22 protein-coding genes are annotated in these 24,036 nt (G+C 72.4%); 11 read left to right on the plus strand and 11 right to left on the minus strand.

The genetic code is table 11. The annotated features are described in order from the left end of the window. Positions 1–26 precede the first annotated feature (26 nt). Positions 27–1,292 (minus strand): amidohydrolase family protein, encoded by a 1,266-nt coding sequence (locus PUR53_RS22275; protein ID WP_329899852.1) that lies wholly within the window; start codon positions 1,290–1,292, stop codon positions 27–29. Between the two features lie 202 nt (positions 1,293–1,494). Here PUR53_RS22275 and PUR53_RS22280 point away from each other — a divergent pair, with 202 nt between their 5' ends. From PUR53_RS22280 to PUR53_RS22290, 3 genes are all read left to right on the plus strand, one after another. Beyond that, complete coding sequence (locus PUR53_RS22280) at positions 1,495–4,500, plus strand: AfsR/SARP family transcriptional regulator (protein ID WP_329909426.1); 3,006 nt, start codon at positions 1,495–1,497, stop codon at positions 4,498–4,500. A gap of 202 nt (positions 4,501–4,702) precedes the next feature. Continuing rightward, positions 4,703–4,948, plus strand: coding sequence for a hypothetical protein (locus tag PUR53_RS22285; protein ID WP_329899854.1), 246 nt, complete (start codon positions 4,703–4,705; stop codon positions 4,946–4,948). A 121-nt stretch (positions 4,949–5,069) separates the two neighbouring features. Beyond that, positions 5,070–5,429: a DUF6247 family protein gene (locus tag PUR53_RS22290; RefSeq protein WP_329909427.1), complete on the plus strand. Its 360-nt coding sequence runs from the start codon at positions 5,070–5,072 to the stop codon at positions 5,427–5,429. A gap of 129 nt (positions 5,430–5,558) precedes the next feature. Here the strand turns inward: PUR53_RS22290 and PUR53_RS22295 are convergent, their stop codons facing one another. Then, positions 5,559–7,214: a fatty acid--CoA ligase family protein gene (locus PUR53_RS22295; protein ID WP_329909428.1), complete on the minus strand. Its 1,656-nt coding sequence runs from the start codon at positions 7,212–7,214 to the stop codon at positions 5,559–5,561. A 149-nt stretch (positions 7,215–7,363) separates the two neighbouring features. Here PUR53_RS22295 and PUR53_RS22300 point away from each other — a divergent pair, with 149 nt between their 5' ends. From PUR53_RS22300 to PUR53_RS22310, 3 genes are read left to right on the plus strand one after another with little or no spacing between them, the layout of a single operon-like run. After that, entirely contained in the window at positions 7,364–8,512 is a 1,149-nt protein-coding gene (locus PUR53_RS22300; protein WP_329909429.1) for a lipid-transfer protein, read from the plus strand. A 12-nt stretch (positions 8,513–8,524) separates the two neighbouring features. Further along, positions 8,525–8,941 (plus strand): Zn-ribbon domain-containing OB-fold protein, encoded by a 417-nt coding sequence (locus PUR53_RS22305; protein WP_329899858.1) that lies wholly within the window; start codon positions 8,525–8,527, stop codon positions 8,939–8,941. Further along, the gene (locus PUR53_RS22310) at positions 8,920–9,717 is read left to right on the plus strand and encodes an enoyl-CoA hydratase/isomerase family protein (RefSeq protein ID WP_443080346.1); all 798 of its coding nucleotides are present in this window, start codon (positions 8,920–8,922) and stop codon (positions 9,715–9,717) included. Before PUR53_RS22305 ends, PUR53_RS22310 begins: the two co-directional genes overlap by 22 nt. A 67-nt stretch (positions 9,718–9,784) precedes the next feature. Here PUR53_RS22310 and PUR53_RS22315 read toward each other — a convergent pair whose 3' ends face one another. From PUR53_RS22315 to PUR53_RS22325, 3 genes are all read right to left on the minus strand, one after another. Further along, positions 9,785–10,306 (minus strand): hypothetical protein, encoded by a 522-nt coding sequence (locus PUR53_RS22315; protein ID WP_443078232.1) that lies wholly within the window; start codon positions 10,304–10,306, stop codon positions 9,785–9,787. Positions 10,307–10,444: 138 nt separating this feature from the next. Further along, a complete protein-coding gene (locus PUR53_RS22320; RefSeq protein ID WP_239755251.1) occupies positions 10,445–12,787 on the minus strand; it encodes an outer membrane protein assembly factor BamB family protein in 2,343 nt (780 codons plus the stop codon). A gap of 338 nt (positions 12,788–13,125) precedes the next feature. Continuing rightward, positions 13,126–14,028, minus strand: a complete 903-nt coding sequence (locus tag PUR53_RS22325; protein ID WP_329899860.1) for a VOC family protein — start codon at positions 14,026–14,028, stop codon at positions 13,126–13,128. Between the two features lie 367 nt (positions 14,029–14,395). On the opposite strand from PUR53_RS22325, the gene PUR53_RS22330 reads away from it, so the two are divergent. Beyond that, the gene (locus PUR53_RS22330; RefSeq protein WP_329909432.1) at positions 14,396–15,043 is read left to right on the plus strand and encodes a TetR family transcriptional regulator; all 648 of its coding nucleotides are present in this window, start codon (positions 14,396–14,398) and stop codon (positions 15,041–15,043) included. Between the two features lie 119 nt (positions 15,044–15,162). On the opposite strand, the gene PUR53_RS22335 is transcribed toward PUR53_RS22330, so the two are convergent. Both PUR53_RS22335 and PUR53_RS22340 read right to left on the minus strand, forming a co-directional pair. Further along, a complete protein-coding gene (locus PUR53_RS22335; RefSeq protein WP_329899861.1) occupies positions 15,163–15,675 on the minus strand; it encodes a nitroreductase/quinone reductase family protein in 513 nt (170 codons plus the stop codon). Next, entirely contained in the window at positions 15,675–17,012 is a 1,338-nt protein-coding gene (locus PUR53_RS22340; RefSeq protein WP_329909434.1) for an acyl-CoA dehydrogenase family protein, read from the minus strand. The genes PUR53_RS22335 and PUR53_RS22340 overlap by 1 nt, the downstream gene beginning before the upstream one ends. A 272-nt stretch (positions 17,013–17,284) precedes the next feature. On the opposite strand from PUR53_RS22340, the gene PUR53_RS22345 reads away from it, so the two are divergent. The 3 genes from PUR53_RS22345 (at position 17,285) to PUR53_RS22355 (ending at position 19,714) form a co-directional block, all read left to right on the plus strand. After that, a complete protein-coding gene (locus PUR53_RS22345; RefSeq protein ID WP_443080349.1) occupies positions 17,285–18,397 on the plus strand; it encodes a thiolase C-terminal domain-containing protein in 1,113 nt (370 codons plus the stop codon). A gap of 113 nt (positions 18,398–18,510) precedes the next feature. Beyond that, positions 18,511–18,936: a pyridoxamine 5'-phosphate oxidase family protein gene (locus tag PUR53_RS22350; RefSeq protein WP_329909437.1), complete on the plus strand. Its 426-nt coding sequence runs from the start codon at positions 18,511–18,513 to the stop codon at positions 18,934–18,936. Between the two features lie 13 nt (positions 18,937–18,949). Continuing rightward, complete coding sequence (locus PUR53_RS22355) at positions 18,950–19,714, plus strand: pyridoxine/pyridoxamine 5'-phosphate oxidase (protein ID WP_329909438.1); 765 nt, start codon at positions 18,950–18,952, stop codon at positions 19,712–19,714. On the opposite strand, the gene PUR53_RS22360 is transcribed toward PUR53_RS22355, so the two are convergent. From PUR53_RS22360 to PUR53_RS22375, 4 genes are read right to left on the minus strand one after another with little or no spacing between them, the layout of a single operon-like run. Then, the gene (locus tag PUR53_RS22360; RefSeq protein ID WP_329909439.1) at positions 19,692–20,516 is read right to left on the minus strand and encodes a class I SAM-dependent DNA methyltransferase; all 825 of its coding nucleotides are present in this window, start codon (positions 20,514–20,516) and stop codon (positions 19,692–19,694) included. The genes PUR53_RS22355 and PUR53_RS22360 overlap by 23 nt on opposite strands. Next, the gene (locus tag PUR53_RS22365) at positions 20,513–21,175 is read right to left on the minus strand and encodes a GNAT family N-acetyltransferase (protein ID WP_329909440.1); all 663 of its coding nucleotides are present in this window, start codon (positions 21,173–21,175) and stop codon (positions 20,513–20,515) included. The genes PUR53_RS22360 and PUR53_RS22365 overlap by 4 nt, the downstream gene beginning before the upstream one ends. Before the next feature lie 24 nt (positions 21,176–21,199). After that, positions 21,200–21,616 (minus strand): Zn-ribbon domain-containing OB-fold protein, encoded by a 417-nt coding sequence (locus tag PUR53_RS22370; RefSeq protein ID WP_329899867.1) that lies wholly within the window; start codon positions 21,614–21,616, stop codon positions 21,200–21,202. Then, a complete protein-coding gene (locus PUR53_RS22375) occupies positions 21,616–22,065 on the minus strand; it encodes a DoxX family protein (RefSeq protein WP_329899868.1) in 450 nt (149 codons plus the stop codon). The genes PUR53_RS22370 and PUR53_RS22375 overlap by 1 nt, the downstream gene beginning before the upstream one ends. A 544-nt stretch (positions 22,066–22,609) precedes the next feature. Between PUR53_RS22375 and PUR53_RS22380 the strand changes: the two genes are divergently transcribed. After that, complete coding sequence (locus PUR53_RS22380) at positions 22,610–23,833, plus strand: flavin-containing monooxygenase (RefSeq protein ID WP_329899869.1); 1,224 nt, start codon at positions 22,610–22,612, stop codon at positions 23,831–23,833. The last annotated feature ends 203 nt before the right edge of the window (positions 23,834–24,036 follow it).

Genomic DNA, 24,036 nt, shown 5'->3' on the forward strand with positions numbered 1-24,036 from the left:
CGACCCGACCCGACCCGACCCACCCCTCAGGGCCCCGCCCACAACCCCTCCTCCGTCAACCCCAGCAACTCGATCGCGTTCCGCCGCACGATCCGGTCCACGACGTCCGGGGCCAGGTGGCCCATCTGGGCCTCGCCGACCTGGCGGGACTCGGGCCAGGTGGAGTCGGAGTGGGGGTAGTCGGTCTCGTAGAGGACGTTGCCGACGCCGATCGCGTCCAGGTTGCGGAGCCCGAACGCGTCGTCGAAGAAGCAGCCGTAGACGTGGTCGGCGAACAGTTCCGACGGCGGGCGGTGGACCTTGTCCGCGACGCCGCCCCAGCCCCGGTTCTCCTCCCAGACGACGTCCGCGCGCTCCAGGATGTACGGGATCCAGCCGATCTGGCCCTCCGCGTACATGACCTTGAGGTTCGGGAAGCGTTCGAACTTGCCGCTCATCAGCCAGTCGACCATCGAGAAGCAGCAGTTGGCGAAGGTGATCGTCGAGCCGACGGCCGGTGGCGCGTCCGCCGAGGTGGACGGCATCCGGCTGGAGGAGCCGATGTGCATCGCGACGACCGTGCCGGTCTCGTCGCAGGCCGCGAGGAAGGGGTCCCAGTCGTCGGTGTGGACGGAGGGCAGGCCCAGGTGCGGGGGTATCTCCGAGAAGGCCACGGCGCGGACCCCGCGCGCCGCGTTGCGGCGGACCTCCGCCGCCGCCAACTCCGCGTCCCAGAGCGGGATGAGGGTGAGGGGGATCAGGCGCCCCTGTGCCGCCGGCCCGCACCACTCCTCCACCATCCAGTCGTTGTACGCCCGGACGCCGAGCAGCCCCAGCTCACGGTCGGCGGCCTCGGTGAAGGTCTGGCCGCAGAAGCGCGGGAAGGTCGGGAAGCACAGGGCCGACTGGACGTGGTTGACGTCCATGTCGGCGAGGCGCTGCGGGACGTCGTACGAGCCGGGGCGCATCTGCTCGTAGGTGATGATCTCCAGTTTGATCTCGTCCCTGGAGTAGCCGACGGCGGTGTCGAGGCGGGTCAGCGGGCGGTGCAGGTCCTCGTAGACCCACCAGTCGCCGATGGGGCCGTCGTCGCCGGGGGCGCCCATCACGGGCTTGAACCGGCCGCCGAGGAACGTCATCTCCTTCAGCGGCGCGCGGACCACCCGGGGGCCCGTGTCCAGGTACTTCTTGGGGAGCCGGTCCTGCCAGACGTCCGGGGGCTCCACCGTGTGGTCGTCGACGGAGATGATCTTCGGGAAGGGGGCGGGGGCGGGGCGGTCGGGATCCGTGGCGCTCGTCTCCAAGGTGTCCATGTCCGTCACGGTAGCGCCGATCTGACGGTCCGTCAGCAATGCCCGTCAGTAATGGTGCCGCCGCCAACCCCGCTGCGAAGAGTCTGTGTGGAGCTCGTGACATCCCGCGTGGCTCCCTGTGATCGACCTCTCGCACGGCTGACGGATCTGCCATGAACAAGGCAAACTGGCCTGGATATCAGGAGGCCTGAGGGGGCTGTCGATGGGCGGTGGACCGGGAGTGCCGGAGGTCGGTGGGCCGCGAGTGCCGGAGCAAAGGACCGCAGTGGACGCCGAGATCGCGACACCGGCCCCCGAGGCCCCGGCCGAGCTGCGCTTCAGCGTGCTCGGACCCGTGCGGGCCTGGCGCGGCACCGAACCCCTCGCCACCGGTTCGCCACAGCAACGCGCGCTGCTCGCCGCACTGTTGCTCCGCGAGGGCCGCACCGCCACCGCGAGCGAGCTGATCGACGCGCTGTGGGGCGACGAGTCGCCGTCCCAGGCGCTGGCCGCCGTACGGACGTACGCCTCCCGGTTGCGCAAGGTCCTCTCCCCCGGTGTCCTGGTCAGCGAGTCCGGCGGCTACGCGATCCGCGCGCTGTCCCCCGGCGCCCTGGACCTCGCCGTGGCCCAGGAACTGGCGACCGACGCGGAGAAGGCCAAGAACTCCGGGGACCTGTGCCAGGCCCGCCAACTGCTGAACAAGGCGCTCGGACTGTGGGACGGCGAGGTCCTGGCGAGCGTTCCGGGGCCGTACGCGGAGACCCAGCGGGCCCGCCTCGACGAGTGGCGGCTCCAACTGGTCGAGTCCCGGCTGGACATGGACCTGGAGCAGGGCTGCCACGCGGAGGCGATCTCCGAGCTGACCGCCCTCACCGCCGCGCACCCGTTGCGGGAGCGACTGCGCGAACTGCTGATGCTGGCGCTCTACCGCAGCGGACGCCAGGCGGAGGCCCTCGCGGTGTACGCGGACACCCGCCGCCTGCTCGCGGACGAACTCGGCGTGGACCCGCGCCCCGGCCTGCGGGAGTTGCAGCAGCGCATCCTGCGAGCCGACCCCGGCCTCGCGGAACCCTCCGCGCCGCTGGCCCCCGAGCCGGCCGCCGCCGCGGTCCGCCCGGCCCAGCTTCCCGCCACCGTGCCGGACTTCACCGGCCGCGCCTCCCTCGTCGAGGATCTGAGCGCGGTGCTGGCGCAGGCCTCCGCCGCCGAGGGCCAGGTGATGGCCGTCTCCGCGCTGGCCGGCATCGGCGGCGTCGGCAAGACGACCCTCGCGGTGCGGGTGGCCCACCAGGCCAGAGGGGCCTTCCCCGACGGCCAGTTGTACGTCGACCTCCAGGGCGCCGGCGCCCGCCCCGCCGAGCCGGAGACGGTCCTCGGCGCCTTCCTGCGCGCCCTGGGCACGGCCGACTCGGCGATCCCCGACTCCCTCGCGGAACGGGCCGCCCTCTACCGGTCGGTCCTCGACGGCCGCCGGGTGCTGGTCCTGCTCGACAACGCGCGCGACGCCGCCCAGGTACGGCCCCTGCTGCCGGGGACGGCGGGCTGCGCGGCCCTCGTCACCGCCCGGGTGCGCATGGTGGACCTGGCCGGTGCGCATCTCGTCGACCTCGATGTGATGTCCCCCGACGAGGCCCTGCGGCTCTTCACGAAGATCGTCGGCGAGGAACGCGTCGCGGCGGAACGCACGGCCGCCCTCGACGTCGTCGCGGCCTGCGGCTTCCTGCCCCTCGCCATCCGCATCGCCGCCTCCCGGCTGGCGGCGCGCAGGACCTGGACGGTGTCCGTCCTGGCCGCGAAACTCGCCGACGAACGGCGGCGGTTGGACGAACTGCAGGCCGGCGACCTCGCGGTGAAGGCCACCTTCGAGCTGGGCTACGGCCAGCTGGAGCCCGCGCAGGCACGGGCGTTCAGGCTGCTGGGGCTGGCGGACGGCCCGGACATCTCGCTGGCCGCCGCGGCCGCCGTACTGGACCTGCCGCCGGAGGAGACCGAGGACCTGCTGGAGATCCTCGTCGACACGTCCCTCCTGGAATCCGCCGCACCCGGCCGCTACCGCTTCCACGATCTCGTCCGGCTCTACGCGCGTGCATGCGCCGAACGCGACGAACAGCCGCCGAGCGACCGGGAGTCGGCGATGTCGCGGCTGTTGGACCACTATCTGGCGACAGCCTCCCAGGTCTACGCGATCGAGCGCCCCGGCGACCGGCTCGTGGACCATCTGGAGCCCACCGTCTATCCGGGCCTGCGCTTCACCGAGGGTTCCGCCGCGCTGGACTGGCTCTACACCGAGGCGTCCTGCCTCCTGGCCTGCGTACGCCAGTCCGCCGGCACGGACCGGCTGCGCCGCGCGGTCGACCTGCTCTGGGCCGCCAAGGACCTCACCGAGTCGGGCGCCAACTCCCACCAGTACGAGACGACGGCGCGCGCGATGTGCGACGCGGCGCGTGCGGCGGGGGACGCGCGGGCGGAGGGGCGGGCGCGAACGATGCTGACCAACGTCCTCCTGGTCTCCGGCCGTATCCAGCAGGCCGGGGACCAGGCACGGCTGGCCATGGACCTCACAGCCACAGCCCAGGACGTCGCCGCCAGCTGGGTGGCCAACGACCGGGGCCTCATCTCCATGCACCAGGGCCGCTACGCGGACGGCAAGACGTTCCTGGAGCAGGCGATCGAGGGCTACCGGGCGGCGGGCAACCGGCTCAACGAAGCGGTCACCCTGGCGAACCTCTCCCGCGCCCACCTGGGCATGGGCAATGTCGAGAAGGCGATCGACATCGCCCGGCACAGCCTCGACCTGCACGCCGAGATGGGGCGGCCGATGCGCCGTGCCAACGCCCATCTCGCGCTCGGTCTGGCGCTGACCAGCGCGGGCCGCCACGACGAGGCGCTGGGGCAGTTCTCGGACGCCCAGTACATCTTCGCCGAGCACCGGCAGCGGCTCTGGGAAGGGAACACCCACTTCCGCAAGGCCGAGGTGCATCTCGCCGCGCGACGTCCCGCACGCGCCGCCCAGCACGCCGAACAGGCCCTCGCCCTGGGCTGTGTCGGCGGCGACCGGATGCGTGGTCACATCGTGGCCCTCCTGGGGCGGGCCCTTTCCGCCGTGGGCCAGACGGACCGGGCGAGCGCCTGCTGGCGGGACGCGATCAGCCTGTACGAGCTGAGCGGCGCCACCGACGAGGCAGCGGCCGTGCGCAAGCTGATCGCTCGCTCCCCGGCGGTCTGACCGTCGCACGCGCGGTCGTTCAGCATTCGTTTATGTCCGACCGGCAGTCTCATACGTGCCAGACCGTCGCGTCGGGGGGCAGGCGGTCTGAGCAGGGAGCGCCCCGGTTAGGGTGCGACTCCGATTCGCCCGTCCGGCGGCCCTCGGGGGAGCTTCCGGGCGGGCGTTTCTGCCCAGTCACCACAGCAGAGGAACTCAGACCATGAGCGACAAGAAGACGGACGCGGAGAACACCACTCAGGACAACAGCATGCCCAGCGAGCCGGTCAAGACCGACGCCGCGACCATCACGACGATGGACAACAGCATGCCCACGCCGCCGAAGAACCCGATCGTCAAGCCGCTGGACAACAGCATGCCCAGCGAGCCGGTCGACACCGACGCCATCACCACGATGGACAACAGCATGCCCGCCCCGCCCGCCCTCGACCTCGACGGCGGCAAGTAGGCGCACCGGACGTTCCGTACCGACGGGGACACGGGGATCGGCCGCGGTGGCGCGGAGGGGGAGCCACCGCGGCCGAGGTGTGTCCGGGGAGCGGGCCGGTACGAGCGAGGAGAGGACCAGGATGGTCACAGCGGAGGTCGAACCCGGTGCTCCCGTCGCCTCGCGGCCGGAGCGGACACCCCCGGCGCTGCGAGCGGCCCTTGAGCAGGTCGCCCCGCACCGCGTGGGCGAGATGGAACGGCAGAAGGACGAGGCGATCACGCTGGCGGCCCGCACGGGCAGCCTCGGCCCGATCACCCGGTTCCTCGACACCTGGGCCGTGGCCGTCGAGATCGCCCGCGTCCCCGCCACCGCCGCCCGCCTGCGCACCGCCGAGCACACCGCCCGCACCGTGAACCCCGACGACCCCGCCTGGCGCGAGGCGATGGAGGAGATCCACGCACTCCACACAGCGGCCCGACAGTCGCTGAACAACACCTGACCGTAGGCCGGACGGCGATTCGGCGCCGGCCGGACGGCAACTGGGCGGCGGCCGGGCCGCCGTGTGGAGGGCGGCGGCTGAGCGGCGGCTGAGGCGAGACTCTCCCGCCGTTCCGGCCGCTCTCCCCCGCTACCACCCCCGCAACTCCCCCTTCACCACCTTCCCGCTCGCGTTCCGCGGCAGTTCGCTCACGAAGTGCACCACCCTCGGGACCTTGTAGTTGGCCATCTCGCGGCGGGACCAGGCGATGAGGTCGTCGGCGGTTATCAGGGACCCCGGGCGGCGTACGACGAACGCCTTGCCGACCTCGCCGAGGCGGGGGTCGGGGACGCCGACGACCGCCACGTCCGCGACGTCCGGGTGGAGGCCGAGGAGTTGCTCGATCTCGGCGGGATACGCGTTGAAGCCGCCGACGATGAACATGTCCTTGAGCCGGTCGGTGATCCGGAGGTTGCCGTCCTCGTCCAGGACGCCGATGTCGCCGGTGCGGAGCCACCCGTCGGCGGTGACCGTGCGCGCGGTCTCGGCGGGATCCTCGAAGTAGCCGCGCATGACGTTGAAGCCACGGACGAGGACCTCTCCGGGGGAGCCGGCCGGCAGGGGGACGCCCAGCGGATCGACGACCCGCACATCCGTCCCCGGGACCGCCCGTCCGGACGTCGACGCGATCACCGACGGCTCGTCGCCGCGCCGGCACATCGTGACGATGCCGGACGCCTCGGACAGGCCGTACGCCGTCAGCACGGTGTCCACGCGCAGTTCGGCCCGCAGCCGTTCGACGAGCCGGAGCGGGACCACCGCCGCGCCCGTCACCACCAGGCGCAGGGCGCTGAGGTCGTAGTCGTCGCGGGCAGGGTGGTCCAGGAGGGACTGGTGGAGGGTGGGCGGCCCGGGCAGGACCGAGACCCGCTCGGCCGCCACGTTGGCCATCGCCGTCTCCACGTTGAACACCGGCTGGGGGATCATCGTCGCGCCCCGCATGAGGCAGGCGATCACCCCGGCCTTGTAGCCGAAGGTGTGGAAGAACGGGTTCACGATGAGGTAGCGGTCGCCCTGCCGGAGCCCGGCCAGCTCGCTCCACACCTCGTACGCCCGCAGGGTCTGCGCGTGGGTGATCACCGCGCCCTTGGGGCGGCCGGTCGTCCCGGACGTGAAGATGATGTCGGAGGGGGAGTGGCCCGTCAGTCCGGCCGACCGCGCCCGCACCTCCTCCGCCGTGACACCGTCACCGCTGGCGAGGAAGTCCTTCCAGGTGCGGAAGTCGGCGGGGGCGTCGTCCGAGAGCACCACCACCTGTTCCAGCTGCGGCAGTCCGGGCAGCGGCCCCGGCGGCTCGCACCCGCTCCCGGCCCCCGGCGCCCGCAGCCGCCCCCCGTCCGCGCCCGCCGCGCGCCGGAGCGAGGCCACGTACGAGGTGCCGAGGAACGTTCCGGTGACGAACAGCAGCTTCGCCCTGCTGCGTGCCAGCACGTCCGCCGCCTCGCCGCCCTTGAAGCGGGTGTTCAGCGGGACGAGGACCGCGCCCGCCGAGACCGCGCCGAGCGCGGAGACGATCCAGTCGAGGGAGTTCGGCGCCCAGAGGGCGACCCGGTCCCCGACCCGCACCCCGTTCGCCACGCACGCCGCCGCCGCGCGCTCCACCCGGGCGCCCAGCTCCGCGTACGACACCCGGGTACGCCCGTCGACGACGGCCTCGACCCCGGCGAACCGTTCCGCCGCCGCGCGGACCAGCCCCGGGACGGTCCCCCAGGCCAGATCTCCGCGCTCCTCCACGCCACCGTTCACAGCAGGCCTCCGTACCCGAGAACCAGTGTCCAAGTGCGCCAGCGGCAGCCGGACACCCGACCGGGCACCCGTAGCTGACTACCCGTCAGATTAGCTGTACCCTGACGGACTGTCAGCAGCCGAAAGCCCCCGTGCGGAGGTGTGCCTTCATGGCCGTGCTCAAGGACGCGACAGCCATCGTCGGCATCGGCCAGACCCCCTTCGCCAAACAACTCCCGGAGAGCGAAAGGGCGTTGGCGTGCCGCGCGATCCTCGCCGCGCTCGACGACGCGGGTATCGCGCCCGACGAGGTGGACGCGCTCGCCTCCTACACGATGGAGGAGACGGACGAGGTCGAGGTGGCGAAGGCACTGGGCCTCGGCGACCTCACCTTCTTCAGCAAGGTCGGCTACGGCGGCGGCGGTTCGTGCGCCACGGTCGCGCACCTCGCCGCCGCGATCGCCACCGGCCAGGCCACGGTCGGCGTCGCCTGGCGCTCCCGCAAACGCGGCTCCGGCCCGCGCCCGTGGAAGAACACCACGGTCCAACTCCCCACCCCGGCCCAGTGGACCCGCCCCTACGGCCTGCTGCGCCCCGCCGACGAGATAGCCATGCTGGCCCGCCGCCACATGCACGAGTACGGCACCACCCGCGACCACCTCTTCAACGTGGCCCTCGCCTGCCGCAACCGGGCCAACCAGAACCCCGCCGCGATCATGTACGAGCGCCCGCTGACCCGCGAGATGTACATGACCTCCCGCTGGATCAGCGAGCCCCTGTGCCTCTTCGACAACTGCCTGGAGACGGACGGCGCGCTCGCCTGCGTGGTGGTCTCCGCCGAGCGCGCCCGCGACTGCCGCCGCACCCCCGTCTACGTCCACTCCGCCGCCCAGGGCCTGCCCGCCCAGCACCACGGCATGGTCAACTACTGGAACGACGACCCGCTGACCGGCCCCGCCTGGACCGCCGCCCGTCACCTCTGGAAGCACGCGGACCTCACCCCGGACGACATCGACGTCGCCCAGATCTACGACGCGTTCACCGCCCTGATCCCCCTGTCGCTGGAGGGGTACGGCTTCTGCGCGCGCGGCGAGGGCGGCGCGTTCACCGAGGGCGGCGCCCTGGAGATGGGCGGCCGGCTCCCCCTGAACACCTCCGGGGGCGGCCTCAGCGAGGCCTATGTGCACGGCTTCAACCTGATCAACGAGGGCGTACGGCAGCTGCGCGGCACCAGCACCGCCCAGGTCCCGGACGCGGCGACCTGTCTGGTGACGGCGGGTGAGGGGGTACCGACCTCCGCCCTCCTGCTCAGGAACTGAGGAGTCGAGGACATGCTGACACCGGTGGTGGACGACGACGGCGCCCCCTTCTGGGAGTACGCCGCGCGGGGCGAACTACGGATCCAGGCCTGCGCCGACTGCGGCGAACTCCGCTTCCCGCCCCGCCCCTGCTGCCCGCACTGCCGCTCCTTCGCCACCGAGTGGCGCCGGGTCTCGGGCCGGGGCCGGATCTGGTCCTACGTCCGCCCGCACCCGCCGCTCCTCCCCGACTACGCCGAGCAGGCCCCGTACCACGTCGTCCTCGTCGAACTGACCGACGCGCCCCGCATCCGCCTCGTCGGCAACCTGGTGAGCGGACCGGGTGCCCGGCTGGACTCGGTCCCGGCCGAGCGGATCCGGATCGGGGCGAGGGTGCAGGTGGTGTTCACCTCCACCGGACTCCCCCAATGGGCACTGGAGCGACCGTGACCCTGCGCACGACGACGGACAGGACCACGGGCGTGGCCCTGCTGACCCTGGACCGCCCGGAGCGACTGAACGCGATCGACCTGCCAATGGCAGAACAACTCACCCAATTCTGGCGGGAGTTGAGGTACGACGACACGGTACGGGCGGTCGTCGTGACCGGTGCCGGCGAGCGCGCCTTCTGCACGGGCCTCGACCGGGACGCGGCGACGGCCGTCCCGCAGCCGAACTCCCCGTACGCGATCGAGGACCCCCTCCTCAGGATCGGCCCGAAGTCCAACGACTGCTGGAAACCGCTGATCGCCGCCGTGAACGGCATGGCGTGCGGCGGGGCCTTCTACCTGCTGGGCGAGTCGGAGTTCCTCGTCGCCGACCCCTCCGCCACCTTCTTCGACCCCCACACCGGCTACGGCATGGTCAGCGCCTTCGAGTCGATCCTGATGGCCCAGCGCATGCCGTACGGGGAGGCCGCGCGCATGGCCTTGCTGGGCACCGCCGAGCGGATGTCGGCCCGGCGGGCGCGGGAGGTGGGGCTGGTGTCGGAGGTGACGGAACCCGGCGAGGCGGTCCCCGCGGCCGTGCGGTGCGCGGAGATCGTCGCCGGGTATCCGACGGAGGCCGTCCAGGGCACGGTACGGGCCTGCTGGGCGGCGTGGGAGGCGGCGCGGACCCACGCTCTGGCGCAGGCACCGCACCTGATCTCCCTGGGCAACCTCCCGGCCGACCGGCAGTCCGAGCTGTTCGCCGAACGCCGGCCGGGCGGGTTCCGGGTGCGGTGAGCCCCGGTACGGAGCCAAGAAGCGAGCCTCAGAGGTGAGCCTCAGAGGTGAGCCTCAGAGGTGAGCCTCAGAAGGAGGAGCGCTCCAGGTCGGCCAGCTTGCAGCTGCCGCCGCTCGCGCCGCCGTCGTCGACCGTGCCGGCGGGCGCCTTCACCTCGACGGTGGCGGACTCGCCCGGCGGCACCGAGGGGATGCTGTTGTCCTCGGCCGTGTGCAGCACGGTGCCGCTCGCGTCCGTGAACTCCAGGTCGAACTCGTACGAATAGGTGCTGCTGGAGCTGGTGTTGGTGGCGCGGACGCGGGAGACGAGGCCGTTGTCGTAGGTGCAGGTCTCGATCTTCAGGTCCCTCGCGGCGCCGCGCTGGGAGCTCGACGAGCCGCCCGTCCCCACGGTGGTGCTGCCGCCCGAGGTGGACGTGGAGCCGCTGTCCGATCCACCGCTGGAGCTGGAGCCGCCGCTGGAGCTGGACGAGGAGGACGAGCCGCCCGAGCAGCCGCCCCCGCCCGAGCCGCGGGCCCCGGTGAGAGCGAAGACGACGATGCCGAACACGGCGACGGCTCGGACATGACGAGTTTTCACGTTGCTCAACCCCCGTTGAGTAGCGTCGATTTGAGGCCACACGCACGCAAACGGAACAATCGCGGCGGTGACAGGTGCACGACACCATACCGTTTTCGGCCGCGCCCCGTGCCCCGGTCCGCGCGGGGCCGTCCACCGCCGCGCGGCCTACGTGGTCCGCGCCGTCCCCGTCCCCTTCTCCGCGTCCAGGGCGTACACGCAGCGGTCCTTGCTGCACGCGTACACGACGCCGTCCTTGACGACCGGCGACCCGGTGATCTCCCCGCCCGTCGCGAGCTTCCACCGCAGCCGGCCGTCGTCCGCCTTCAGCGTGTAGAGGAGGTGGTCGGTGGAGCCGAAGTGGATACGGCCCTCCGCCACCGACGGGGCGCCCACGATCTCGCCGCCCGCCTGGAAGCGCCACTTCGGTGTCCCCGTGACCGCGTCGAGGGTGTAGAGCCCCTTGCCGCTGCCGACGTGCACATGGCCCGCGGCAACCAGCACCGGTTCCACCGAGGCACGGGACTCCGTCGCGATGCGCCAGCGGTCACGGCCGTCGGTCGCGTCGAGGGCGTAGACCGTGCCGAGGTAGTCGGCCAGGTAGACACCGCCGCCCGTGACGGCGGGGCCCGGCGCGAAGGTGGGGGCGGACAGGAACACCGCAGGGGCCTCGAAGTGCCAGCGGACGTGACCGCCGGCGATGTCGATGGCGAGGACGCGGCTCCCGGCGGCGATGTAGACGTAGCCGTCGGAGGCCGGGGTCAGCCGTACCGGGACGCCGCCGCAGGAGGCCGCGTCGCCGATGGGGTACGACCAGCGCTCCTCGCCCGTCCGGGCCTCCAGCGCGCGCAGCCGGGCGTCCTTCCAGATGTACACCGTGCCGTCCTGGACGACCGGCCCGGCCTCCGGGGACTCGAAGTCGGTCTGCGCGCCGGTGAGCTCCCACAGCTTCTGCCCGTTGGACGCCTCCCAGCCCTGGACGCCGCCGCCCCGGGTGGCGGTGACCACCGTGCCCCGGTCGGCCTTCAGCGAGTACACCCAGGCCTCCGTGGACAGCCGCCACAGGTCGGCGCCCTCGCGGGCGTCGAGCGCGAAGAGGGTCGGGCCGTCCGAGGCGTGGATACGCCCGTCCGCGACCGCCATCGACCAGGCGACGTCCCGGGTCTTGAAGCGGCGCCGGCCGGTGGCCACGTCCAGGGCGTGCACCTCGAAGGAGGTGACGTAGACGAGGTCCCCGGCGACGGACGGCGTGCCCCAGACGTCGTTCGACATGCGGAAACGCCAGGGGCGCCAGCCGGAGGCGGCCGGTTCCGGGGCGGGCGGGGCCACGGCGGGCGCGGGGTCGGCGCCGTTCACGCCGGCGCGCGGCCGGGACCAGGACGCGGCGAGACCGGCCTCCGGAGGGGGCGCCTTGACGGCGGCGGCGCGGGCGTCGGCGACGCGCGGACCGGGCCCGATGGGCACCTGACCGCCCGCGAGCCGTACCGGCCCGGTGTCGGGTGCGCCGAGCGCGACGGGCGCGGGGTCGTACGAGGGCGGGGGCGGGGGTACGGGTGCGGGGCGCGCCCCGCCACCGCTGCGGCCGCCGGAGGCCTGTTGGGGCTTGGCCGCGGGGCGTCCGCCCCGGCGGGTCTCGATCAGGCTGACCGCCTTCTCGGGCAGCCACGCCGACGCCGTACCGCTGTCGTCCGAGCCGGAGCCGAAGAGGTGGGGCGCGAGCTGCGCCTGGAGGTCGGCGGGGTTGGGGCGCGCGGTCGGGTCCATCTGCATACAGGACTCGATGAGGGGGCGCAGGTCGTCCGGGAGCCCGGAGAGGTCCGGCCCCTCCCTCAGCAGCATGAAGACGGTCTCGACGGGGTTGGCCCCGTGGAACGGCGCGTGGCCGGTGGCGGCGAACACGAGCATCGAGCCGAGCGAGAAGACGTCGCTCGCGCCGGTCACACTGCGCGAGTCCTTCGCCTGCTCCGGCGACATGTACGCCGGGGTACCGACGGCGACGTTCGTCATCGTCAGACGCGTGTTCGAGACGCCGGAGGCGATACCGAAGTCGATCACGCGCGGCCCGTCCTCGACGACGAGCACGTTGGAGGGCTTCAGGTCGCGGTGGACGAGTCCGGCGCCGTGGATGGACTGGAGGGCTTCGGCCACACCCGCGGCGAGCCAGCGAACGGCCTGGACCGGCATGGGCCCGCAGTCGTTCACTATCTCCTCGAGCGAGGGCGCGGGGACGTACGCGGTCGCCAGCCACGGCACGGCGGCACGCGGGTCGGCGTCGACCACGGCGGCCGTGTAGAAACCGGACACCGCGCGGGCCGCCTCGACCTCACGCGTGAAACGGACCCGGAAGAGCTGGTCCTCCGCGAGCTCGGTCCGCACCGTCTTGATCGCCACGCGCCGACCCGACGCCGAGCGCGCCAGATAGACCAGCCCCATGCCGCCGGCCCCCAGCCGTCCCAGCACCTCGAACGGCCCGATCCGCCGCGGATCGTGCTGCGTCAGCTGATCCACCACTTGCCCTGCCACCTCCCCGTACGGACCGCGTCACCCACGTTGTGCGCGCGACCCCCGTGCAGCGTCTCACCACCGCACCGCCATGGCGGCACGCACCCCGATTCTTCCTGCTACCGGGGGCAGGTGCGAACCCGGGTGCGGAACGGGGTGTCTCAGGACAAAACCACGTTGTCCGCCCCTCGGGAAGTGGGAGCCCGGATGGTGGGACAGTGCGGCGGGCCGCGTACCACCGGCGCACAACCCCGTACGTCTGCCTGCCCGGCGCCCCCCGCGCGCCCCGCGCGAGCACCGGACCGCCGCTCGGCCGGTCTCCTGAGCCGCAGCGGTCTTCCCGCTGGTCAGCCGTCGTCCTCCGGGCCGTCCGCCGCGCGTTCTCCCGCAGGTCGCCCCTCGTCCTCGCGCCGGTCCTCCCCCTGTTGCCGCAGGTCGTCCGGGCGCTGTTCGGCCTGATCCGGCGCCTGCGGGGCCTCCCGCCAGCCGTTTTCGTCCGTCCGCTGGAGCAGTGCGAACGATGCCCCTTGATTGTCCGTGACGACCGCCACATTTCCGTACGAGGTGTCGAAGGGCGGCACCTGCACCCGGCCGCCGAGCCGGCTGACGGTCCCGAGCGCGGCCTCGCAGTCCTCCGTCCCGAAGTGGACCAGGAAATGCGGCGGCATCTCCGCCGGGAAGACGTCCGTGAGCGTGGCACGGCCGAAGTCGGGGGTGGCGTCCGGGCCGAAGAGGGCGTCGTGGAAGAGGTGCGCGTAGAAGGAGTTGGCCGCCGTGGTGTCCCGGGTGTAGAGCTCGGCCCACGTGAACGTGCCGGGCTCGTGGCGCCGGCCGAAGCCGTGGTGCGCGGCGGCCTGCCAGAGGCCGAAGACCGCGCTCTCGGGGTCCGTGGCGAGCGCGGCCGTACCGAGGCCGCCGACGGGGGTGGGCGGGGTGATCACCTGGCCGCCGGCCGCGACGATCCGGGCGGTGAGGGCGACCGCGTCCGGGGTCGCGAAGTGCACGGTCCACACGGTGGGGAGGCGGCCGTCGGGTTTGGGGGCGAGGGCGGCGACGGGGGCGCCCTCGATATGCGCCCACACCTCGTGCGCGCCGTCCCCGGGGGCCACCGTGAAGGTCCACCCGAAGAGTTCGCCGTAGAACCGCTTGCCCGCTTCCACGTCGGGCAACTGGGCGTCCACCCAGCAGGGCACGCCCTCGGGATACGGGGCGATTCCCGTCTCGGCGGCGCCACCCGTCACATCGGCCATGCCGCCAAGCTACGGGCGCACGCCCCCACCCGCGCGCCGAACGCGTCCGACCGCGCGACGTTCTGAGGCCGGCGGGGGGTGGGGGGTGCCTGTGCGTCGCCGGGTACGGGTGATTCGTGGTTGCTCGCACAGTTCCCCGCGCCCCTTGGCGGCATGGGTCGCGCCCGGCGCTTTTCAAGCCCCTGGGTGGGGGCACCTCCCGCTCGAGCGAAGCCGAGAGTGGGGGAGGGACGGGTAAGGGCGGCCGGGGCGAAAGAAAATGGCCAAGGCGCCCCCCGCTCACCACCCGAACCCCTTGGTGAAGCCCACACTCCCCATTTGCAGTCGGCCGAATCGCGCTCCGATCACCCCTCGGTAAGCTGACGGCATGACAGGACAAGTGCGTACCGTCGACGGCCGCGTGGCCGGCCGACGAGGGCAGGCGACCCGGCAGAAGCTGCTCGACTGCCTCAGCGAGATGCTCAGCTCGTCGCCCTACCGGGACGTCAAAGTCATTGATGTCGCCAGAAAGGCGGGCACTTCACCCGCGACCTTCTACCAGTACTTCCCGGACGTCGAGGGCGCCGTCCTGGAGATCGCCGAGCAAATGGCCACCGAGGGCGCCACGTTGACGCGCCTCCTCGATGGCCGCTCCTGGGTCGGCAAGGCCGGCTGGCAGACCGCCCAGGAACTCGTCGACGGCTTCCTGGAGTTCTGGCGCAAGAACGACGCCATCCTCCGCGTCGTCGACCTGGGCGCCGCCGAGGGCGACAAACGCTTCTACAAGATCCGTATGAAGATCCTGAACTCGGTCACCAACTCCCTCTCGGAGACGGTCGCCGAGCTCCAGGCCAAGGGCCGCGTCGACAAGGACGTGAACCCGGGCGCCCTCGCGGGTTCCCTGGTCGCCATGCTCGCCTCGGTCTCCGGCCACCAGAAGGGCTTCCAGTCCTGGGGCGTGAAGCAGGCCGAACTGAAGCCCAACCTGGCCCTCTTGGTCCACCTGGGCATCACCGGCAAGAAGCCCACGAAGTAGCCAGGAGCCCCCGGGCACGCCCCCGGACGCGATTCCTGTCACGCAGACGGCACCCTCACCCGAGGAGTGCCGCCTGCCGCGTTCAGGGCCCGGGGCCCGCGACTCCCTCGGCGAGCGCCTCAGCGCCGCACGATCCGGAACACCCGGATCTCCCGGTCCACCCGGGCCTGGTACGTCGAGTACGGCGGCCAGAACCGCAGCAACTCCTTCCATACGGCGGCCCGTTCCGCACCCGCCAGCAGATGCGCGGTGACGGGGATGTCCTGCCCCTTCCAGTTGATCTCGGCCTCGGGGTGGGCCAGCAGGTTGGCGCTCCAGGCGGGATGACCGGGCCGGCCGAAGTTCGACCCCACGAGCACCCAACTGCCGCCCCCTTCCTCGGGCATACAGGCCAGCGGCGTACGACGCGGCACCCCGCTGCGCGCGCCGGTCGCGGTCAGGACGACCCCGGGCAGCAACTGCGCGCTGAGCAGCACACGCCCCCGGGTGACCCGGTGCACCGCCCGGTCCAGGGCGGGTATGACGTGCGGCGCGACCCGGGCGAACGCGGGTGCCGAGGACACCTTCTGCACCAGTCGTACGCCCATGTCCTTGATCCCGCCGGTCATCCCCGCCGCACTCCTCGAAGCCATCAGCCCCGCACCTCCTCGCGTACGTCCCGTTCACCGAGATCCCGAACCCCGGGAGCCCGCACACCACCGCCCAGGCCGTCGCGGCCCTGGCCGTCCCGCTCCCGGCCGTCGCCCGTGAAGACCCCCGCCGCGTCGGCCGCCCGCCCCCGTAGCCGGTGCACCGGCCCGAAGAGCAGCTCGTCCCCCGCCGCCCGCTTGAAGTACGACTGCGCCTCGTGCTCCCAGGTGAACCCGATCCCCCCGTGCAGCTGGATCCCCTCCCCGGCGGCCACCCGCAAGGCCTCCAGGGCCTGGGCGAGCGCCAGCCCACCGACCCGTTCACCGCCCTCACGACGGCCCTCCCCGGGGGACTCGGCCGCGACCGCCCAGGCGGCGTAGTACGCCGCCGAACGGGCCGCCCGCACCGCCACGTACACATCCGCGAGCCGGTGCTTCACCGCCTGGAACGACCCGATCGGCCGCCCGAACTGCTCCCGCTGCCGCACATACGCGACCGTCCGCTCCAGCACCCGGTCGGCGGCGCCCACGGCCTCCGCGGCGAGCACGGCGGCCGCGGCGTCCCCGACTTGCGCCAGGGCTCCCGGCACGTCCGCCGCGTCATCGACGCCCAGCAACTCTGCCTGCACGTCCCGCAGTTCGATCCTGGCCAGCGGTCGCGTCTCGTCGACGGAGGTCTGCCGCACCCGCATGACCCCGGCGCCGACACCAGCCCCGCCACCGTCCCCCCTCCCCATCCGCACCAGGAACAGCAGCGTCCGCGAGCGGGCGTACCCCCCGGTGTGCGCGGCGACGACCAGCAGCCCCACGCTGTGCCCGTCGAGGACCTGCCCGGCCTCCCCGTAGAGCCGCCACCCCTCCCCGACGCGTCGCGCCTGGACGCCGCCGGCCCGCCCGCCGCCCGACCAGGCGCCTCTGTTGTCGGAGGTCAGGGCCAGTGCGGTGGAGAGGGCGCCGCCCGGTACCGCGAGGGCGGCGGTGAGCCGGCCGGAGGCGAGCGGGGGAAGCAGGTCGGCGCGCTGCCGCTCGGTGCCGAGGACGAGGATCAGGGGAGCCACGAGGACCGAGCCGGACAGCAGCGGCGAGGGCGCGAGCACCTTCCCCAACTCCTCGGTCGCCAGGGCGAGTTCGGTCACCGAGCAGCCGACGCCGCCGTACGTCTCGGGGAGTGCGAGCCCCGGCAGCCCGAGCTGGTCGGAGAGGGCGACCCACAGCCCGCCGTCGTACCCCTCCGCCGTCCGCACGGCGGCCCGGACCTCCTCCGGACCACAGCGCTTGAGCAGCAACTCCCGTACGGTGCGCCGGATCTCCTCCTGCTCGGCGGTGAAGCGGGCGTCCATGGGCGGTCCCCCTTCGGTTCCCAGCCAACGTTCTCCGGATCTGACGGTCCGTCATATTAGGGCTGATGGCGAGCGAAGCACAGGGTTGCCGCGCGGAGTTACCGCAGACAGCCGCAGCCCCTCTTATCTGATGTACCGTCAGATTCATGACCGCTGTGCCTGTCCCACAGAAGTCCACGCAGAGCACCACGAAGAGCGCCACGCGGAGCGCCAAGCGGAACACCGGACGGAACGTCGCGATCGTCGGCGTCGCCCTGTCCGACTGCGGACGGGTGGACGACGCGACCCCGTACGCGCTCCACGCGCAGGCGGCCCGACGGGCCCTCGCCGACGCGGGGCTGGAACGCACGGCCGTCGACGGGCTCGCCTCGGCCGGCCTGGGGACGCTCGCGCCGGTGGAGGTGGCGGAGTATCTGGGCCTACGGCCCACCTGGGTGGATTCCACCTCCGTCGGAGGCGCGGCCTGGGAGGTCATGGCGGCGCACGCGGCGGACGCGATCGCCGCCGGGCACGCGGACGTCGTCCTCCTCGTCTACGGCTCCACGGCCCGCGCGGACATCAAGGCGGGCCGCCGGACCGGCAACCTCTCCTTCGGCGCGCGCGGCCCGCTCCAGTACGAGGTCCCCTACGGGCACACCCTGATCGCCAAGTACGCCATGGCCGCGCGCCGCCACATGCACGAGTACGGCACGACCCTGGAACAGCTGGCCTCGGTGGCCGTGCAGGCCCGGACGAACGCGGCGGCGAACCCCGAGGCGATGTTCCGCACCCCGATCACCGTCGACGACGTGCTGTCGTCCGCGCCGATCGCCGACCCCTTCACCAAGCTGCACTGCTGTATCCGTTCCGACGGCGGCGCGGCGGTCGTGCTGGCGGCCGAGGAGTACGTACGGGACTGCCGGCCGACGACACCCGTCTGGGTCCTCGGCACCGGCGAGCACACCTCCCACACGACCATGTCCGAGTGGCCCGACTTCACCGTCTCCCCGGCGGCGGTCAGCGGGCGCCTGGCCTTCGAACGCGCCGGAGTGCGCCCCGCCGAGATCGACTTCGCCGAGATCTACGACGCCTTCACGTACATGACCCTCGTGACCCTGGAGGACCTAGGGTTCTGTGCCAAGGGCGAGGGGGGCGCATTCGTGGAGAAGGGCCGCCTGACCCTGACCGGCGACCTCCCCGTCAACACCGACGGCGGCGGCCTCTCCGCCCAGCACCCGGGCATGCGCGGCCTCTTCCTCCTCGTCGAGGCCGTACGCCAGCTGCGCGGCGAGGCCGACACCCGCCAGATCCGCACCCGCACCGGCGACCTCCCCCGCCTGGCGGTCGCCTCGGGCACGGGTGGCTGGTTCTGCTCCTCGGGGACGGTGGTCCTGGGGCGGGGGTGACGGGCCCGGAATAGGCGGCGGGGCCGACGCGCTGAAGCGACTCGGCAGGCGAAGGCGCCCCGACGCACCACGGGGCGGTCCCAGGCACCCCGAGGCATCCCGGAGGAAGTGACATGGCGCTGTCCCGCAAGGAACGCGAGGAGTTTCTGGCCGAGGTTCATGTGGCCGCGTTGGCGGTGGACGCGGGAGAGGGGCGGGCCCCACTGACGGTGCCGATCTGGTACCAGTACGCACCCGGGGGCGACATCTGGGTCATGACCGGCCGGGACTCCCGCAAGAACCAGCTGATCCAGGCCGCCGGACGCTTCACCCTGATGATCGACCGGCTGGAACCCACCATCCGCTACGTCTCCGTCGAGGGCCCCATCACCGACACGGCCCCCGCCACCCTCGACGACCTCCGGGAGATCACCGCGCGCTACCTCCCGCCCGAGAAGGTCGACGGCTACGTGGAGTTCTCCTCCGCCAACCACGGCGACCAGGTCGTCATCCGTATGCGTCCCGAGAGGTGGGTCTCGTCCGACCTGGGCACGGTGTGAGACCGTCCCACCCATGATCGAGCCCCCTTCCCGGCCCCAGGCCCAGGCCCAGTCGCAGGAGCAGTCCCAGCCCCGGCCCCAAGCCGAGGCCGAGGCCGCATTCGCGCCCTGCCCGTCGTCCGAGTTCGTCCAGGCGCTGCGCGGGCTGCGCGTCTGGGATCCGCAGGTCAGCGCGCTGCCCCTGTTCGACCCGGCCACGGCCCCTGCCGAGCCGGTGCCGCTCTTCGCGAGCTGGTTCGGGGAGGTCGTGGCAGCCGGGGAGGTGGAGCCGCACACGATGTCGCTGGCCACGGCGGACGCGGAGGGGCGACCGGACGTCCGTACGGTGATGCTGCACGACGTGGACGCGCGCGGCTGGCACTTCGCCTCCCACGCCGGAAGCCGCAAGGGCCGCCAGCTCGCCCACCGGCCGTACGCGTCGCTCGGCTTCTACTGGCCCCTCCTCGGCCGCGCGGTACGGGTGCGGGGCCGTGTCACGGTCGAGCCCGCCGAGGTCGCCCAAGCCGACCTGCACGCCCGCTCGATGGGGGCACTGGCCGCCGCCCTCGTGGGTCACCAGAGCGAAGTCCTTTCCTCGTACGAGGAGTTGGAGCATGCGTCGGAGGCGGCCTGGGCGCGGGCCGAGCGGGAGCCGGATGTGCCCGTGCCCTCCTGGACGGCGTACGTCGTGGAGCCGGACGAGGTGGAGTTCTTCCAGGGCGACGCACGGCGCCGACACGTACGGCTCAACTACCGCCGGGAAGGGGAGGGTTGGGTCACAGAGCTGCTGTGGCCCTGACGGGGGACTCCGCTCGGACCTTCTCCCACACGGACACGTGCTTGGTGCTGTCGTTCGTGAAGGGCTCCCCCTTCCACCCCGCCCACCGGTCCCGCAGCCGCATCCCGGCCAGCCGGGCCATCAGATCCAGCTCGGCCGGCCAGACGTATCGGAAGGGGATCGACCGGTACTCGGTCCGTCCGTCGACGACCGTCACATGGTGCGACCGCATCCCCTGCGTCGCCACGTCGTACGTGTCGAACCCCAGCCGCGTCGGACCGACCCGGAACGGCACCGCGTTCTGCCCCGGCGGCAGCCGCCGCAGGTCCGGCACCAGGACCTCGATCACGAAACAGCCGCCGGGCACGAGATGCGCGGCGGCGTTGCGGAAGCAGTCCACCTGGGCGTCCTGCGTGGTCAGGTTGTTGATCGTGTTGAAGACGAGGTACGCGACGGGGAAGCCGGGGCCCTCGACCCGGGCGGTCGCGAAGTCCCCGATGGTGACCCCGATGTCCTCGCCTCCCGGCTTGGCCCGCAGCCGCTCCACCATGGCCCGCGACAGGTCGATGCCGTGCACGCGCACCCCCCGCCGGGCGAGCGGCAGCGCGATCCGTCCGGTGCCGACCCCGAACTCCAGCGCCCGCGCGCCCCCTTCGGCTCCCGGCCCGCCCGCGAGACCGGCGATCAGGTCCACCACGGGGTTCACGGCCTCCGGGCCGAACACCTCGTCGGAGGGGTCGTCCGAGGCGCCGTCGTAGTGCGCGGCGACGGCTTCCCCGAAGTAGCCGTCGGGATCGTCGACTTCTTCGTACAGTTCGCTCATCGAATGCTCTCCGGGGCCGGGTCGGTGGCCAGTCGTGCGTGCAGGTGGGCGTCCCGGAACGCGTCCTGGCGCCCCTCGGCGAACGCCGCCCCGCGCAGGAGCCCCTCGTACCGGAATCCGCACAGCTCGGCGATACGGCAGGACGCGGCGTGGCCGACGGCATGGTCGAGTTCGAGCCGGTGGATGCCGAGTTCGGTGAAGGTCCAGCGGGCTGCGAGATCGAGGGCGCGGGTGGCGACCCGGCGGCCACGGGCCTCGGGCAGCACCCAGTAGCCGACGACGGCCCTGCGCAGATGCGCGTCGATCCCGCTCAGCCCGACCTGCCCGAGGGTCGCGCCGCTCTCCGCGTCCGTGACGCGGAAGGCCACGGTCGTGCCCGCCGCATCGGACTCGGCCCGCCGCCGCAGCGACTCCCGGGCGCCCTCGAAGGTCGCGTCCCACACCAGGGGCGTGTTCCACCGCTGGAAGTCGGGATCGGTACGTCCCCGCAGCCACGCCTCGACATCGGCGTCGGACTCGGCGTCCCAGGAACACAGCCGCAGCCCGTGCCCCTGCGGCTCGGCGGAGGACGGGTCGGACGGTTCGGGGAACGGCCCGGGGGACGACGGTTCGGACGGGTCGGGGAACGGGCCGGAGGATCGCTCATCAGTACGGCTCACAGCCCCATTGAAACGCGCCGTCCCTCACGCCCGCACGCGAAATACGGGCACCACGAACCCCCCGCCCTCCCGGAAGGCGACCTGGAGCCCCATCCCCGCGCGCAGCTCCCCGCCCCCCTCCGCCCACTCCACGACCTCGGTCATCATCCGGGGCCCCTCCGCGAGATCGACGACGGCGGGGACGTACGGCGTCCGCGCCCCGAAGGGCGGCAGGTCGTTGCGGTGGACGACGGACCAGGTGTAGAGCACGGCGCGTCCGGAGGCCTCCTCCCACCGCACGTCCTCGCTCCAGCAGTACGGGCAGAACTCGCGCGGATAGTGATGGGCGCGCCCACAGCCCGCCGCTCCACAACGCCGCAGCAGCAGACGCCCGTCGGCGGCGGCGTCCCAGTACGTACGACTGAGACCGTCGACCTCCGGCAGATCGAACCGCGCCCCCACTAGAACAACCCGAACGCGCTGTCCAGGGACCACGTCTGCCACGACATCCCGAACAGCGCCACCACCGAGATGAGCGCCATCATCGAGTTCTGCCCCTGCTCGGCCCAGTCGTGGATCATCAGCACGAGATAGAGGAGGTTGAGCAGAAGCCCGCCGACGAGCGCGATCGGCGTGAGGAACCCGAGGACCAGCCCGAGCCCCAGGGCGAGTTCGGCGTAGACGACGACGTAGGCCATGGCCCTCGGCCGGGGCCTGACCACCACGTCGAACCCGCCGCGCACCGCCCCCCATCGGTGCTTCTCCGCCACCCCCGCCGCCCAGGCGATCCCGGTCCCCTCCTGGAACCAGGCCCTCTTGTCCTTGTGCCGCCAACTCTCCAGCCACCACAGCCCGAGCCCGACACGGAGCACGGCCACCCATTCGGCACCACTGAGCCAGATCGTCTCCATGGACAACGCCCTTCCGCACCCACGCGGGTTTCTGACGGTACGTCAGTTCAGCGGAAGGTGGGTGGATGCGCAAGAGACGCGGACCGGCGGACAGACCCCGGTCCGTACCCGCGAAGCCCCGTCCGCCCCGCACCTCAGGGCACGAACCCGATCGGCATGGCCCGCCCCACGGCACTGCAGAACGCCAGCCCGCAGCGGGTCGCGTCGAAGCCCCGACCCGTCAGCAGTTCGCGGGCCGGCTCAGCCGCTCCAGATGACCGACACCCAGCACGCTGCCCCACTTCGCTGGGCGCTTAGGACCACACCCCTAAGGACCGTAGTCCTACACACTCGGTTCGCCCTGCCGCTGCTCTCGGCGCTCGCGGAGGTGCTCCCCCGGCTCGCCACGGCAGATCACGGCCTCGGTCCGGTCCACCTCCCCTCCACATACCAGGCGACCTACGCCACAGACCCCACCCACCCCTCCTACACCCGTGATCAATCCGCAACCAATTCCGGTCTTGACCGAGACCCAACAAGTGAGGGCGTGAATACGCTCAGGCCCATGGCCGACTCCAGTGCATCCGCGGGACCCGTGACCCCTGCCTCCTCCGACCACCCCGTCTATGTGATCGGCGGCGGACCCGGCGGGCTGGCCGTCGCGCACGCGTTGCGGGTCCAGGGGGTGCGGGCGGTCGTGCTGGAGAAGTCGGACGCGGTCGGCGCGTCCTGGCGGCGGCACTACGACAGGCTGCACCTGCACACCACCCGGCGGCTGTCCGGCCTGCCCGGCCTGCCCATGCCGCGCCGCTTCGGCCGGTGGGTGTCGCGGGACGACGTGGTGCGCTACCTGGAGAAGTACGCCGAGGTGCACCAGCTGGAGATCGTGACGGGCGTCGAGGTCTCCCGCGTCGAACGCAGCGCGGACGGCACCGGCTGGCTGCTGCACGCCACCGGCGGCCGCGAACTGACCGGCAGCGCGGTGGTCGTCGCCACCGGCTACAACCACACGCCGAAGATCCCCGACTGGCCCGGCCGGGACTCGTACGAGGGCGAGCTGGTGCACGCCGCCGAGTACCGCAACCCCAAGCCCTACGCCGGCCGGGACGTCCTCGTCGTCGGCATCGGCAACACCGGCGCCGAGATCGCCGTCGACCTCGTCGAGGGCGGGGCGGCGCGTGTACGGCTCGCGGTGCGGACGGCCCCGCACATCGTGCGCCGGTCGACCGCCGGGTGGGCCGCCCAGTACACCGCCGTCCTCGTACGGCGGCTCCCGGTCGCCCTCGTGGACCGGCTCGCCAGGCCGGTGGCGAAGCTCAGCGTCCCGGACCTGTCGGCACACGGCCTGGCCCGGCCCGACACCGGTCTCTACTCCCGCGTCAACGAAGGCTCCATCCCCGTCCAGGACGTCGGGATCATCGACGCCGTACGCAAGGGGAAGGTCGAGATCGTCGGCCCGGTCGAGGGGTTCGAGGACGGCAAGATCGTCCTCGGCGACGGCACCCGCGTCGAGGCCGACGCCGTGATCGCCGCCACCGGCTACCGGCGCGCCCTGGAAGGACTCGTCGGACACCTCGACGTGCTCGACGGACGCGGCAAGCCCGTCGTGCACGGCGCCCGCACCCCCGGGAACGCCCCCGGCCTGTACTTCACCGGCTTCACCAACCCCATCAGCGGCATGTTCCGCGAACTCGCCCTCGACGCCGAGAAGATCGCCAAGGCCGTCGCGAAGACCGGCGGTGTCGCCACCCGCGACGCGATCACCGTACAGATCCGCACCACCCGCTGACCGACCGAGGACCACGTCCACAACGACCGGATCGTCACTCATGGACGACTCCGGTCACAGGTCTGACCGCCGCCCCGCGTGGGTACAACCTCCTTACTGCCGCGTAACTTTGCTCGCACACCCATTCCTGACACAGCGTCAGTTCAGTAGTCTGAAATCTGACGTGTCGTCAGATACGTGCACGCGTCACGTCGCTCGTCACG

The sequence above is a fragment of the Streptomyces sp. SP18BB07 genome, assembly GCF_036322545.1.
Classification (GTDB): Bacteria; Actinomycetota; Actinomycetes; order Streptomycetales; family Streptomycetaceae; genus Streptomyces; species Streptomyces deccanensis.

Bases quoted from the DNA above. Each gene is read 5' to 3' on its own strand.
- PUR53_RS22275 (WP_329899852.1), bottom strand. From the start codon at position 1,292: ATGGACACCTTGGAGACGAGCGCCACGGATCCCGACCGCCCCGCCCCC.
- PUR53_RS22280 (WP_329909426.1), top strand. From the start codon at position 1,495: ATGGGCGGTGGACCGGGAGTGCCGGAGGTCGGTGGGCCGCGAGTGCCG.
- PUR53_RS22285 (WP_329899854.1), top strand. From the start codon at position 4,703: ATGAGCGACAAGAAGACGGACGCGGAGAACACCACTCAGGACAACAGC.
- PUR53_RS22290 (WP_329909427.1), top strand. From the start codon at position 5,070: ATGGTCACAGCGGAGGTCGAACCCGGTGCTCCCGTCGCCTCGCGGCCG.
- PUR53_RS22300 (WP_329909429.1), top strand. From the start codon at position 7,364: ATGGCCGTGCTCAAGGACGCGACAGCCATCGTCGGCATCGGCCAGACC.
- PUR53_RS22305 (WP_329899858.1), top strand. From the start codon at position 8,525: ATGCTGACACCGGTGGTGGACGACGACGGCGCCCCCTTCTGGGAGTAC.
- PUR53_RS22310 (WP_443080346.1), top strand. From the start codon at position 8,920: ATGGGCACTGGAGCGACCGTGACCCTGCGCACGACGACGGACAGGACC.
- PUR53_RS22325 (WP_329899860.1), bottom strand. From the start codon at position 14,028: ATGGCCGATGTGACGGGTGGCGCCGCCGAGACGGGAATCGCCCCGTAT.
- PUR53_RS22330 (WP_329909432.1), top strand. From the start codon at position 14,396: ATGACAGGACAAGTGCGTACCGTCGACGGCCGCGTGGCCGGCCGACGA.
- PUR53_RS22335 (WP_329899861.1), bottom strand. From the start codon at position 15,675: ATGGCTTCGAGGAGTGCGGCGGGGATGACCGGCGGGATCAAGGACATG.
- PUR53_RS22340 (WP_329909434.1), bottom strand. From the start codon at position 17,012: ATGGACGCCCGCTTCACCGCCGAGCAGGAGGAGATCCGGCGCACCGTA.
- PUR53_RS22350 (WP_329909437.1), top strand. From the start codon at position 18,511: ATGGCGCTGTCCCGCAAGGAACGCGAGGAGTTTCTGGCCGAGGTTCAT.
- PUR53_RS22355 (WP_329909438.1), top strand. From the start codon at position 18,950: ATGATCGAGCCCCCTTCCCGGCCCCAGGCCCAGGCCCAGTCGCAGGAG.
- PUR53_RS22360 (WP_329909439.1), bottom strand. From the start codon at position 20,516: ATGAGCGAACTGTACGAAGAAGTCGACGATCCCGACGGCTACTTCGGG.
- PUR53_RS22375 (WP_329899868.1), bottom strand. From the start codon at position 22,065: ATGGAGACGATCTGGCTCAGTGGTGCCGAATGGGTGGCCGTGCTCCGT.
- PUR53_RS22380 (WP_329899869.1), top strand. From the start codon at position 22,610: ATGGCCGACTCCAGTGCATCCGCGGGACCCGTGACCCCTGCCTCCTCC.